Source organism: Prevotella nigrescens, from assembly GCF_031191185.1.
In the GTDB taxonomy this organism is placed as follows: Bacteria; Bacteroidota; Bacteroidia; order Bacteroidales; family Bacteroidaceae; genus Prevotella; species Prevotella nigrescens.
Map to the genome: position 1 here is coordinate 983,735 of NZ_CP133465.1, position 13,979 is coordinate 997,713.

The window sequence follows — 13,979 nt, forward strand, 5'->3', positions numbered from 1 at the left end:
AAATCAACGCTTTCTATATAATAATGTGTAAAATAATTGAGATTATGTCGTTTCAGTTGTCTAAATGTCAAGATGCAATAAATCAGAAATACACATTTATACCTTAAATATTAAGAGAGCATAACTTCTAAAAACACATCATATAAGTTTAAATAAGCCGAATAATTGGTCCGGCTATCCCATATTATTGGTATAAAATCAAGAAAAGAGTGAAAAATTACAAGTAAGACCTTATTTTTTGCGTATTAAATTACTAGTGGTGCAATAAAATTGAAGCCACTTCTATATTGATTTGATATTTAATCAGTTATAACGTTCTTAGTTTTTTTGATTTGAAATGGTAAGAGTAATTTTGCAGCCTAAATCTGCAAGATTATGAATATTGGAAAGTACATATTCTCTCAAGTCATAGACTTTGTTCCTCGTTACCAGTTTGATAAACTTGTCACGAAATATAAAGGTGATAGACATTCAAGAGAATTAAACAGCTATAATCATCTGTTACATTTATTGTTCGGTCAGATTACTGGCTGTGATTCCTTAAGAGACATATGTATGTGCCTGACAGCACATCATAATATATTGTATCATTTAGGAATTCGCAAAACAGTCACTCATTCTTCGTTATCTCGAGCCAATGAGAACCGCAACTATCACATATACGAGGAACTGGGCAAATATCTCATTGAACAAGTACGTCCATTGTATTCAGAGACAAAATTGTCAGAGGTATCTGTTGACAATGTACTTTATGCTTTAGACTCCACAACAATATCAACAAGCATAGTGCTTGCAACCTGGGCTTTGGGTAAATACAGTAAGGGAGCAGTTAAAATGCACACATTGCTTGATTTACGTGGAAGCATTCCTGCCAGCATTCATATTACAGACGGCAAATGGCATGACAGTAACGAGCTGGATAGGATTGAGCCAGAGCCACTTGCATTTTATATGATGGATAAGGCATATGTGGACTTTGATGCATTATACAGATTTCATAAGGCTGGTGCATTTTGGATTTGCCGTCCAAAAGACAACATGCGATATGAGATTGTAGACCACAAAGAAGACTTTGATGTAAGCACTGGAGTAAGAGGCGATTTTACAATACGCCTAACTACATGCAAATCCAGAAAGCTATATCCTGAACATATCCGAAAAGTGTGTTACTATGATGCAGACAACGGTAAAGAAGTCGAATTCATAACCAATAACTTTGAGATTGAAGCATTAGAAATTGCAAATCTCTATAGACACAGATGGGATATTGAGGTCTTCTTCAAATGGATCAAACAAAATATTGTTGTCAAGACTTTATGGGGATTTTCAAAGAATGCGGTAAGCACCCATCTGTGGGTTGCAATTATCACATATCTTCTAATTGCCAAGATGAAGCATGAGTACAAAAGCCCATATTCAATAACAGAGGTGGCTACTTTAACAAGAATTTCAGTACTTGAAAAAGTAAACTTGAAAGAGCTTATAACGAAGCAAGACCCTCTTCCATCTCATAATCAATATGTCAAAGAACGATCTCTTTTTGATGATATTTAATTACCGTGCAATTTTATTGCACCAGTACTAGTATTAAATATTTGTTATATCATTTAAATAGTGTAATTTTGTACCGCATTTATAGTTGCCTTGTCTTGCTAACCCTATAGAATTGAAAAGGCACGTGCACATATTCGAGAAAGTAAAAAAATATATAAGAACAATCTAACTTAAATCGAATTTAATTATGAATCAAGATTCTAAGAAAGTCAGTCCATTCTCAGCTGAAGGCATTAACCAAGGTCTTTCCAAAGTTGGAGGATTGCTGAAGACAAAGAAATTCTGGGTAGAACTGATCATCATGACCCTTGGTATGTTCGTTGCAGCACTCGGTGTCTACTTCTTCCTTATCCCAAGTAAGCTCATTGTAGGTTCTATTACTGGTCTTTCGCTGGTAATTGCCAAGCTTTTACCATTCATTTCGGTTGGTAACGTAATTTTCATTATCAACGCAATCTTGTTGGTATTGTCGTTCATTCTGATAGGGAACGAGTTTGGAGCCAAGACCGTTTACACTGCGCTTATACTCGGTCCGATGATTGATTTCCTCGGAAAAGTCTTCCCAATGTCAGAATCTATGTTCGCCCAACACCTTGCCAGCCACGGCATTGTTACCAATCCGTGGTTCGACCTGCTCTGTTTCGTGCTGATTTTGAGTGCTTCGCAAAGTATTCTTTTCAGCATCAACGCTTCTACCGGTGGGCTCGATATTCTGGCAAAGATTATCAATAAGTACACTGGTGTCAGCCTTGGTACATCGGTAACGTTCGCAGGTGCTGCCATTTGCTGTACTGCTTTTGCCATCAATACCCCCGATCTCGTTATCATCGGTCTTATCGGTACATGGATGAACGGTCTCATCTTGAACCACTTTATGCTGGGTATGAACATGAGAAACCGTGTATTTGTTATTTCAAAAGACTACGAGCGCATTCAGGATTACGTCATCAACACTCTTCACCGTGGCGTAACCATGCATGAGGTTATTGGTGGTTTCAGTCATCAGAAGAATGTACAGCTGGAAATTATTCTAACCAACGAAGAGTTGTCAAACTTTATGGCGTTCCTTGGAAAGGAGCAAATTGATTCGTTCTGCACTACCGATACTGTAAGCGAAGTACACGGATTGTGGAACAAACATAAGAAGATAAAACATTAAATGTACATTTAAGGGTGTACTAAATCCTATATCTCAATGTTTAAAGTAAAGAGACGGTGTAGCAATATGCCGCCTCTTTACAATGTAAAAGAAATATAAGCACAACATATAATAGGCATATATTAATGTAAGGCGAATATTCGTGCAGCGCATAAAAGGCATTGATGTGCTGTTGAATATTGTTAAAACCAAACTTATCGACTACCGATTATGAAGATTAAAAGTATAATTGCTCTTGTGTTTTTGTGGATTTCCACCATTGCGATGGCACAAGAGACAAAGCCTGTCAGCCTGCAATTCGAAGCAAGAGCCGACTATCAGCGTACAGATATAGATGGAAAGCACATTAAGAACGAAAGCGGCTTTAAAGGATATATAGTGAATATCATTCTGAAAGGCGACATTTCTCCAAAGTTCTCGTATGCTTTCCGTAACCGATTGAATGGTATTAATAAAGACTACAACTTCTTTAACTCCACCGATTGGCTCTACTTAAAATATAAACCTAATAAAAATGTAGCTATTATTGCAGGAAAATACATTGTATTGGTGGCGGGCTACGAGTTGTTGCCAGCACCCATCGACTGTTATTTCTTATCTGAATTTTGCTATAACTTCCCTTGTTACCAATGGGGAGTAGTGGGTGAACTGGCTACCAATAGTGGAAACGATGTATTCTCGACACAGATTTGCCAAAGCCCATATCAAAAAGTCTATGAAAACAAGGCAGGTAAGGCAGCCGAAATGTATGCCTATAATGTATTGTGGAATGGACGACACGGAATATGGGAAACTTTTTGGTCGGTAAATATGTCGGAATATGCTCCTCATAAGTTTATCAACTACATTTCGTTAGGCAATAAATTTCACTTTACCAACAACCTCCAATTAGAGTTGGACTATTGGAATCGTGCCGCTTCCGGACAAGGTTTCATTGGTAAAGACTGCTCGGTTATTGGTCAGCTGTCGTATCAACCTACTGAAAAACTGAATGTTTTCGCAAAGGCAAGCTACGAAGTGAACCACGCAGGAACTGAAGCCGACGTTGCCTTGCATAATGGAACAGAACTCACTCGTGTAGGGGCTGGTGTGGAATACTACCCACTTAAAGACAAGAACGTCAGAATACACGGTTATTACAGCTATGCATTTGGCAAGAATGCGAACCCCGAAGGGGTAGTACAAGACAAGATGTCGCAGTTCAACGTCGGTGTAACCTGGCGTGGAAAGGTACTTTAACGTACCTCTATAATTATATTTAGACTGAATAATCCATAATAATAAAGGTGAACCAATGCTCGTGATGAGTGTTGGTTTGCGCTTTTTTAATCATTCATTGATGGAGATAAGGCAACGTTTTGTATCTTTATAGCCTTTTTCTGTATGGATAATAAGATTACGGGTGGGGTGGAGCAGAAAGATAACAGTGCCTTCTTGTTTGGACAAGGTGGCACTGTATGCTTCTTCAACGTAATTATCGATTGCTTTGATGTCGGAAATCCAGTCCTGTTATCTGCCTTTTCTTCTATCTTTTTAATGATTGTGCCACACTGGCTGTCAGCTGTTCCCAGCTGTCGGAAAATGCACGAATAGTTTCGAAAAGGACATCTGCGCCTTCGTTGAGAAGGGCTGCGTCGGGTAGGGGGCCGCTGTTGATGGCGACCGTGAAGCACCCCGCTGCTACACCTGCACGCACTCCCAAGGGGGCATTCTCTACGACGATGCCTTCGTGCGGTGCAGAATTGCCTGCCTTTTTCAAGCCCATCAGGTAAGGGTCGGGGTTCGGTTTGCCACGTTTTACATCGAAAGCGGTGGTTATTTGTGTCTCGTTGATAAAGTCTTTGAAATCAGAAAGTAATCTGTTAATAAGCTGTCGCTGTCCGCTTCCTGTTACAATGCCTATCTTTAAGCCGCTGTTTTGTATCTTCTGCATTAAGTCTTTTACACCATCGAAGATGTCTGTTGTAGGCATTTCTTGGAAGTAGCACGCCTTTAGCTGGTACATTTCTTCCGCTTCCTGTTCGGTCAGTACCTTGCCTAACTGCTCCTTTGCATACCTCCGGACAGTGTCTACACCTCTTGCACCCTCTGTTGCGTATGCGTCTTCGGCAGTGAAATGGATTCCAAATTCAGCCATTGCCCTTTGCCAGGCCTTTGCGTGGTTGGGCATAGAGTCGTATAATACGCCGTCCATATCGAAGAGAACAACCTTCGGCGCAAAGGGTTGTGCAGCTTGTTTGTTGTATTTTCTGATTGCTTCCTGAAACATTCTTGCGTGTAAAACTAAAAAGCCCAACCCATTTAAACAATGGACTGGGCTTCTTTTATCTTTATAATCGTTTTCTGATAGCTTTGCTTTCTTCCTCGTAACCCGGTTTGTCGAGCAGGGCAAACATATTCTTTTTGTATGCCTCTACACCCGGCTGGTTGAACGGATTTACCTGTTGAACCAAGCCGCTGATACCGCAAGCCTTCTCGAAGAAGTAGATAAGCTGTCCGATATAGTATTCGTTTAGTTTTGGAATGCTGATGCGAATGTTTGGAACACCGCCATCAACGTGTGCCAGTCGTGTGCCTAATTCAGCCATTTTGTTTACTTCGTCCACGCGCTTACCTTCGAGGAAATTCAGTCCGTCAAGGTTTTCATCGTCGTGTGGGAACAGCAATTTCCTGTTAGGTTCTTCGATAGAGAGTACCGTTTCAAATATTGAGCGTTCTCCTTCCTGTATCCATTGTCCCATGGAATGAAGGTCGGTGGTGAAGTCGCACGCTGCCGGGAAGATACCTTTTTGCTCCTTTCCTTCGCTTTCTCCGTAGAGTTGCTTCCACCATTCTGCCATAAAATGGAGCTTTGGCTGGAAGTTTGCCATTATTTCTATCTTCTTTCCAGCTTCTGAATAAAGTGCCTGACGAATGGCAGCATAGCGTGCTGCAATGTTCTGAGCGAACGGAACATCTGTGCCTGTAGCCTTTTCCATGTCTTGTGCGCCCTTTATAAGCTGCTGAATGTCGAAGCCTGCCACTGCGATAGGCAACAAGCCAACAGGTGTAAGCACAGAGAAACGACCGCCAACGTTGTCTGGAATAACGAAAGTCTTGTAACCTTCGCGTGTTGCTGCCGTACGTGCTGCACCCTTTACAGCGTCGGTAATGGCAACGATAACGTGTTTTGCTTCCTCCTTGCCACGCTGATTTTCGCATTGTTTCTTCAGCAAACGGAAAGCAAGGGCAGTCTCCGTGGTTGTTCCAGACTTGGAAATGTTGATGACACCGAAACGCTTATCCTTCAGGAACTCGGTGAGTTCGTACAGATAATCTTCGCTGATGTTGTTGCCAGCGTAAAGGATTGTAGGGTTCTTCTTGTCGTTCAAGAGCCATGCAAAGCTATTGCTCAAGGCTTCAATGATGGCACGTGCCCCTAAATAAGATCCGCCAATACCTGCAACGACTACGAAGTCGCACTTTTCGCGCAGGGTGCCGGCAACGCTGTTAATCTCGTTTATAAACTCTTCCGTGATGTTTGTAGGCAGGTGTAACCAACCTAAGAAGTCGTTACCAAGGCAAGTTCCTTTTTCTAAAGCCTCTTGTGCTGCTGCCACCTGTGGCGCATACGATTCCATTGTGCCCGGGTTCAGCACCTGAGCTGCTTTTGAAATGTCTAATTTAATATTCTCCATTTGTATGTTATCTGAAAGAATCTGTTAATAATTTAATCTCTATTTTGGGGCTAATACCTTCGTACAGTATATTGTAAACTGCATCGAGGATAGGCATGTTCACGTGCAGATGGCGGTTGATTTCCTTCATGCACTTCGTTCCGAAATAGCCTTCGGCAATCATTTCCATTTCCATTTGTGCCGATTTAACGCTGTATCCTTTTCCTATCATCATGCCGAAAGTGCGGTTACGGCTGAAGTTGCTATATCCCGTAACGAGCTGGTCGCCAAGATAAACGCTGTCTATCATGTTGCGTTTTATAGGATTTATACTCGTAAGCAGCCGTTCCATCTCTTGCATTGCATTCGAAATAATTACCGCTTGAAAGTTGTCTCCATACTTCAAACCCGAGCAAATACCCGAGGCTATGGCATAAACGTTCTTCAGAACCGAAGCATATTCTATGCCAAGAACATCGTGCGATACTTTCGTTTTAACGTAATTGGAAACCAATACTTCGGTCAGCGCCTGCGCTTTCTCCGTGTCGGTGCAGCCTACGGTAAGATACGTCAGGCGTTCCATAGCCACTTCTTCGGCATGCGACGGTCCTCCTATTACCGCCAAGTTTTCTTCTGGCACCTTCATAACCTTGCGGAAGTACTCCGAGCAAACCAAGTTCTCGTCGGGTACAATACCTTTAATGGCTGTTACGATGAACTTATCGTGCAACTTGTGCTTTACTTTCTTCAGTATTCCTTTCAGGTAAGGCGATGGCGTTACAAAGATAAGCGTATCGTAATCTTGCACCAAACGATTGATGTCTGACGACAAACGGATTTCGTTGGTGTCGAAATGAGCACTTGTCAGATAGGTGGGATTGTGCCCCAACTTGCGAAATTGCTCTATTGTCTCGTCGCGTCGAAAGTACCAACCTATGTGGTGCGTGTGTTCCACCACAATCTTTGCGATGGCTGTAGCCCAGCTTCCGCTTCCGATGATTGCTATGTTTCCTACGTCGTACATGTCGTATTCAAGAGAGAAGGGCACGCCTTCCCTTTATGTTGTCATTGTGCTTTGTCAATCCAACGCTGAATTTCGTCAACCGATGGCTTGTCGTATCCCAACTTGTATTTCTTGTTTATCTCGCCAAGTTTCTGTTGCAAGCCTTGCGCTTTCTCCTCTTTTATATTCTGAATGAGGTTGAAACCGCATTTGCGCAGCACGTAAACCCACTCTTCTGGGACACCAATCTCTGCCCATTCCTTTATGCTGCTTTGCGGAACTTTGGCTTCTGGCTTCATCTGTGGGAAGAGCAGAACCTCTTGAATGTACTCCTGTCCTGTCATCAACATCACCAAACGGTCGATACCGATGCCGATACCCGATGTTGGCGGCATACCATATTGCAGGGCACGCAGGAAGTCTTGGTCGATAACCATTGCTTCGTCGTCGCCGTTGTCTGCCAATCGCATTTGCTCCTTGAAGCGCTCTTCCTGGTCGATAGGGTCGTTCAATTCCGAGTAAGCGTTGGCAATTTCCTTACCATTCGCAAACAATTCAAAGCGTTCGGTAAGTCCTGGCTTAGAACGATGCATCTTTGAGAGTGGCGACATCTCCACCGGATAGTCGATAATGAATGTCGGCTGTATGAAAGTACCCTCGCAGAACTCACCAAATATTTCGTCTATTAGCTTACCTTTGCCAAAGCTATTATCGATACCTTCAATCTTTAGCTCGTTCACAGCAATGTTACGAATTTCTTCTTCTGTCTTACCATCAAGGTCGAAACCAGTCTTTTCCTTAATAGCATCGAGTATTGGAAGGCGGCGGAATGGTGCCTTGAAGCTGATAAGGTTGTCGCCCACTTGTATTTCAGGCTTACCGTTCACCTCTGTACAAATCTTTTCTATTAGCTTTTCGGTAAAGCTCATCATCCAGTTATAATCTTTATACTGAACATAAAGTTCCATACAGGTGAACTCTGGATTATGGAAGCGATCCATACCTTCGTTGCGGAAGTTCTTCCCAATCTCATAAACACCTTCGAAACCGCCTACAATCAGTCGCTTCAGATAAAGTTCTGTAGCGATGCGCATATACATTTCGGTGTTCAGCGCATTGAAGTGTGTGATGAAAGGACGGGCACTTGCACCACCCGCAATGGTCTGCAATATTGGGGTTTCCACTTCAGTGTAACCTGCATCGTCGAAGAAACGGCGCATAGTTCTCAACACCGTGGCACGCTTTTTGAACGTTTCCTTCACGCCATCGTTCACCACCAAGTCCACGTATCTGCGGCGATAGCGAAGCTCTGGGTCGTCGAACTTATCGTAAGCCACACCGTCTTTATACTTCACAACGGGCAGTGGCTTCAGGCTTTTCGACAGTACGGTGAGTTCTTCGGCGTGTATAGATATCTCGCCCATCTGTGTTTTAAACACAAAACCTTTAATCCCAATGATATCGCCGATATCCAATAACTTTTTAAAAACAATGTTATAAAGATCCTTGTTCTCGCCTGGACAAAGGTCATCGCGAGTAATGTAGACCTGTATTCTGCCTTTGCTGTCTTGTATTTCTGCAAAAGACGCCTTGCCCATTACACGCTTTCCCATAAGGCGACCTGCAATTACAACTTCGCGTTTCTCGTCTTCTTTAAATTCATTCTTTATATCTGCAGAGTAAGCATTAGTTGGAAACTCTGCTGCTGGATAGGGGTCGATGCCCATATTGCGCAATTCCTGCAAACTCTGACGGCGCACAATCTCTTGTTCTGATAATTCTAAAACGTTCATATATTCTATTAATCGAATTATAATTCTTATAGTCTGCAAATTTAATAAATTATTTGCAATTCCTCGTTCTTTTTGTCTTTTTTATGCCTTAATCAGGTGGTTACGTTTGCATCGTAGTACGAGAATAATGTAAAGTAAAGTTAAATAAAATGCGTTAAAAGTTAATTTTGAAATCGTGAAACACGCTGAGAAGAGCTGTTTTCTGCACAAAGATAAAATCGTTTTCAAATAAGCCCACTTTTCACGTGCAACGCTAAGCCTACTGAACATCAACAAGTTCACTGCTTAGTGGGTAGCACTGTGCTATCACGTAGCGACGTTTACCTTACGAACAGAACTGAAAAGGTAGCAGAAAGAACTGTTTTCAGCTCGCAAAATCTACGTTTTCGCCTTGCAAAACCTACGCTTTTGACGAGTAAAACCTATTGTTTTAAAAATAAAAGCGTAGGTTTCAGAAATCTCAAACCGTTTTTAAAATTTTTCAATCCCGATTCTATTGTTTCACGGTTCTGTTTTAGAGCTTTTTAAATGTTAAAACCATACACTCTTTTTAATATTTTTATAGATTTTCATTTGTTCATATTGGTCATTTTACGTAAATTTGCAAAAATATTATTAACAAAAAAAATAATTTAATTTAATTATGAAAAGAAAAAAAATCTGTAGTAAAAGTATTCTTATTAGGCAGTATTCTTGTTTTAACAGCATCATGTAGTAAAGAGAACGAAGTAGAAACTACACCATCCCCCCGAAATAATAGTGTAGAACTTAAAACTTTTCTAACTTCAGTCGATAGTTTAAATCAACAAGTTTTATTTGAGCAAAAATTAATAGGAAAGGGAACAAGAGGAAATTGGCACAAATGGGCACACAAATGGGCACGAAGAGGACTATCTGCTGTAGCAGATGGCTGTGTTGCTACAATAGCGGGTGCTGCAACAGGAGGTTTTGGAGGAGCTATTTTTGGGGTGTTAGCTTCTGGACTGTATGATGACTACATGGATTATGTAGAAAAGAAAATGAGAAAATCAAAGCATTCACAAACACGAGATAGTATTGCGACATCTACGCTAAGAACATTTATTCCAAATACCATTTATCCATGTTTTTTAGACTCAATAGGCTATTATCACAATGTAATTTTACAAGATTTAACCAAATCAAACAGTTCATATGTTTCTAAAGAAGGAAATATAGATTACGATGGGATGTACAAGGCTGTTGCCACTTTATTTGCAAAATATAAACAAAACTACTCGATAGAAAAATTTAACATGCAAAAAAATAGTATATTTTCATTTACAGATAATTTAATTAAAGAATTGGCAAATAGTGAAAAACCTGATTTGCTTCCCTGCTTCAATTTATTGCACAGTAACGAATATTTATCATTAAATTTCAGTAACGAAGATATTGAAATGTTATCAGAACTTTGCAATAAAATAATTTTGACTATTAATGAACTTGACCATGATAGTTCTATTTCATATGGAAATAAGATTTATGAGCTGGTTGAGAAATCAAAATTGCCATTAAAGTTAAAAAATGAAATTAAAATAGCTAACAACGTTACAATAAACAGTAACTTATATTGGTATTAAAAATAGTCTTAATTTCCATATACCTACAAGAGTTGAAATAAGTATCAACTTTTGTAGGTATAATATTTTTTAAGAAATAAATTAAAAGAAATACCAGAGAATAAGATGAAATACAAGATAAGCAGAAACTTTAAAATCACAATGGCATTGGCTTTAATTGCTAGTTATCTTTTTACAACAATGCTTTGTTACTACCTTTTTCGTTCAAACGACTTCGATTTCTTCGCTGTCTTTTGGTTTTTAGGTACAATAGCAATCTTTATCGCCTACTATTACCGCATGACGATAAAGATAGAAGGCAACTTGCTGACGTACAAAACAACGAACGAAGTGAAGACGCGCACGCTGCCGCTCTCCGAAATAGCAACTGTAAGCATTCGGAAAAAGTTGTTTTACCCTGTTTTAACCATCACTACGAAACAGCAAACCAAAATACATCTCTACCCCGAACAGCCCGAACAGTTGGAGAAAGCGTTAATCGTGCAATAAAATATTAACGTTTTTATTATGACAGAATTTAGAACTATGCGGCGCAAACGCCAAGAATTAACAGAAACGGAATGCACGGAAATATTGGAAAAAGCAACCTCCGGTGTGCTTTCTTTGCTTGGCGATGACGGCTATCCCTATGGTGTGCCCATCACTCCTGTACTTGTGGGACGCAAACTATACTTCCATTCTGCATTAAAAGGACATAAACTGGACGCTATTCACAATAGTAATAAGGCTTCGTTTACAGTAATCGATCGAAACGAAGTGAAGCCCAAAGAGTTCACTACCTATTTTCGAAGTGTCATATGCTTCGGAAAAGTCCGCTTAATAGAAGATGAAACGGAGAAGATGGAAGCCCTCTGCAAATTGGGCAGGCGGTACAATCCCGACGATGAAGAAGGGCTCAGACACGAGATAAAGAAAGATTTCTCACACCTTGTCATGATTGAATTCACCATCGAACATATCAGTGGGAAAGAAGCAATTGAGCTTGTGAGAATGAAAAAAGCCCGATGATATTTACCTGAAGTGCCTCTGAAAGCTGGACAAAAAACTTTCAGAGGCTCTTCATTTTTATTATACTCGTAGAAAACAACGTAGTTCTATAAACGTTTGAACATATAATTTGCCTATTTAACGTGAAACGTTTATTCTTAAAAAAACAAAAAAGATTGGAACATTGTAAGGGATTTTATATAGGATTTAGTTATATTTGCAGACCCATTTATTAAATATAGGTAATATCTACAATAAAGAAATATGAAAAAAATCTTAATTTCAATGCTTTTGTCGGCAGCTATTACGCTCCCGACACTTGCTGTTGGACCAATGCCAAAGGTTTGGACAGTGAAACAAAGCGACAGCACCAGCATCAAGATAATGGTTAGAGGCGCAGGCGGTCGTACGGTTTATTATACAACGCTCGATGGGAAAATCTTGTCAAAAGGCGCTAACAATAGTTTTTATTATGCCGTTATACGCGATGGAAAACTACAACCATCTGCTTTAATAGCACACGAAGCAGGCGATCGGACAGCCGAAGAAAAGGCTTTCTTGGACGCAAACAAGACCGAGAAGAATATGCATTTGCTAAACAGTGTAGCTAAACGTACAGCGCATAATGCACCGCTTAAGGCGATAAGTGCCTCTACGGCCGATGGCTTAGGCGAGTACAACAGGTCGGGAATGGGCGGCATCAACAGTATAGGAACACCACTTGTGCCCGTTGTAATGGTAGAATTTAAGGATAAAGACTTTCTTTCTACAACTACACCGGAGAAGATGATGCGCTATTATAACGAGGCAGGTTATCACGACGAACCAGGTTGCGTAGGTTCTGTAAAAGACTTTTTCGAGTCGCAAAGCCGTGGTATGTTTGTGCCAACATTTGAAGTAATAGGTCCGATAAAGGTAAATCACAGCTATGCATACTATGGCAGAGATGAGAAAACAGCAGAGTTAGTGCGCGACGTTGTGAAGGAAGCTAAAGCACAAAACATAAGTTTCGACAAGTTTAAGAACGCAAAGACAGGGCATGTAGAACTTATTTGCTTGTTCTATGCAGGTCGCGGACAGGCTACCGAAGACCCCAATAAGCCAGGCTATGAAAACTATATCTGGCCGCAAGAGCAAGACATTAACGAAACCATAGAAGGCATACCTTTCAATTCATACTTCGTAGGAAATGAGCTAAACTACTATGGAACGCTTATGGGAATGGGCGTTTTCTGCCACGAGTTCGGCCATGCGTTAGGCTTGCCCGACTTCTATAACACCGACCCTTCTGTAACTTTGTCTCGCAATCCGTTTGGTTATTGGTCTATTATGGACGCTGGTCCTTATGTGAACAACGCCAATGCACCCATCGGTTATACTGCTTACGAACGCTCTTATTTAGGTTGGTTGAAGATAAAAGAACTGACTTCTCCTCAGACAGTTAAGCTCGATCCTGTTTCAAACAGAAACGGCGAGTTGGCAGCAATAGTACGTTCGACACGTAATCGTGCGGAATACTTTATTCTTGAGAACAGAACTTCGGACACGTGGTATCCCAAAGCATATAAAGAAAGAAGAGCTAACGGCTACGAAACGTTTACTTTCGGCGATGGCTTAATGCTTAGCCACTTTGCCTACACCAAGGGAACTTGGGAGACTAATAGCGTAAATACGGTTGATAGCAAGATGCGTGCATACATTATTCCTGCCGATGACGAACAGCTGAACTATAGTGCTCACAAAGAAAATCTGTTCGGAGTAGAAAAGAAGAACATCGACAAACTAACGTTCTACGATGGTCTTACGGTGAACAATGCCATACAAGGCATCGAGGTGAATGCCGACGGCACCATTCTTTTCGGCTATCGCCAGCAACCAAACGCCATTGAAAACATAAGCGAAACTACTACAGAAAATGCCGGTGACGGCTACTACTACGACCTGCAAGGGCGTAGAGTGCTGAATCCGACACGTGGTATCTATATTCACAACGGCAAGAAAATCGTAGTGAAGTAAACAATATAAAGTCGTATAGATAAAGTTCCTCCTCGTTCGATATACTTCGAACGAGGAGGATTTTGTTTGTTATGTAGGTTGAAATCCATGATTAGCAATCACTATATTTAGTCCTCTTTGTTGTCAGTCTGCAAGTGTAAAAATATTGAAAGAATAAAAAAGGGAATACAAACTAACACCCATTATCCGCTTATGTGAAAGAAATGTGAT

The 13,979-nt window shown here is 40.7% G+C and carries 11 protein-coding genes; 7 read left to right on the forward strand and 4 right to left on the reverse strand.

Annotated features, from left to right (window positions below):
• Window positions 1-375: 375 nt before the first annotated feature.
• The 3 genes from RDV52_RS06325 (at window position 376) to RDV52_RS06335 (ending at window position 3,952) form a co-directional block, all read left to right on the forward strand.
• A complete protein-coding gene (locus RDV52_RS06325) occupies window positions 376-1,554 on the forward strand; it encodes an IS4 family transposase (RefSeq protein ID WP_115098571.1) in 1,179 nt (392 codons plus the stop codon).
• A gap of 187 nt (window positions 1,555-1,741) precedes the next feature.
• On the forward strand, window positions 1,742-2,713 hold the full coding sequence (locus RDV52_RS06330; RefSeq protein WP_004366478.1) for a YitT family protein: 972 nt from the start codon (window positions 1,742-1,744) through the stop codon (window positions 2,711-2,713).
• A gap of 210 nt (window positions 2,714-2,923) precedes the next feature.
• Window positions 2,924-3,952 carry a porin gene (locus RDV52_RS06335; protein ID WP_004366477.1) on the forward strand — a complete coding sequence of 343 codons (1,029 nt, stop codon included), beginning with the start codon at window positions 2,924-2,926 and terminating at the stop codon, window positions 3,950-3,952.
• A gap of 286 nt (window positions 3,953-4,238) precedes the next feature.
• Here the strand turns inward: RDV52_RS06335 and RDV52_RS06340 are convergent, their stop codons facing one another.
• The 4 genes from RDV52_RS06340 to lysS form a co-directional block, all read right to left on the reverse strand.
• Window positions 4,239-4,982: an HAD family hydrolase gene (locus RDV52_RS06340; RefSeq protein WP_004366476.1), complete on the reverse strand. Its 744-nt coding sequence runs from the start codon at window positions 4,980-4,982 to the stop codon at window positions 4,239-4,241.
• Between the two features lie 61 nt (window positions 4,983-5,043).
• The gene (locus tag RDV52_RS06345) at window positions 5,044-6,390 is read right to left on the reverse strand and encodes a glucose-6-phosphate isomerase (protein ID WP_004366475.1); all 1,347 of its coding nucleotides are present in this window, start codon (window positions 6,388-6,390) and stop codon (window positions 5,044-5,046) included.
• A 7-nt stretch (window positions 6,391-6,397) separates the two neighbouring features.
• Window positions 6,398-7,393: an NAD(P)H-dependent glycerol-3-phosphate dehydrogenase gene (locus RDV52_RS06350; RefSeq protein ID WP_036882105.1), complete on the reverse strand. Its 996-nt coding sequence runs from the start codon at window positions 7,391-7,393 to the stop codon at window positions 6,398-6,400.
• 41 nt (window positions 7,394-7,434) lie between these two features.
• Window positions 7,435-9,165: a lysine--tRNA ligase gene (gene lysS / locus RDV52_RS06355; RefSeq protein ID WP_004366473.1), complete on the reverse strand. Its 1,731-nt coding sequence runs from the start codon at window positions 9,163-9,165 to the stop codon at window positions 7,435-7,437.
• A 1,019-nt stretch (window positions 9,166-10,184) separates the two neighbouring features.
• Here lysS and RDV52_RS06360 point away from each other — a divergent pair.
• From RDV52_RS06360 to RDV52_RS06375, 4 genes are all read left to right on the forward strand, one after another.
• Window positions 10,185-10,766, forward strand: coding sequence for a hypothetical protein (locus RDV52_RS06360; protein ID WP_147278294.1), 582 nt, complete (start codon window positions 10,185-10,187; stop codon window positions 10,764-10,766).
• 105 nt (window positions 10,767-10,871) lie between these two features.
• On the forward strand, window positions 10,872-11,255 hold the full coding sequence (locus tag RDV52_RS06365) for a hypothetical protein (protein ID WP_004366469.1): 384 nt from the start codon (window positions 10,872-10,874) through the stop codon (window positions 11,253-11,255).
• 18 nt (window positions 11,256-11,273) lie between these two features.
• Entirely contained in the window at window positions 11,274-11,774 is a 501-nt protein-coding gene (locus tag RDV52_RS06370; RefSeq protein WP_004366467.1) for a pyridoxamine 5'-phosphate oxidase family protein, read from the forward strand.
• 243 nt (window positions 11,775-12,017) lie between these two features.
• Window positions 12,018-13,769: a M6 family metalloprotease domain-containing protein gene (locus RDV52_RS06375; protein ID WP_004366465.1), complete on the forward strand. Its 1,752-nt coding sequence runs from the start codon at window positions 12,018-12,020 to the stop codon at window positions 13,767-13,769.
• The last annotated feature ends 210 nt before the right edge of the window (window positions 13,770-13,979 follow it).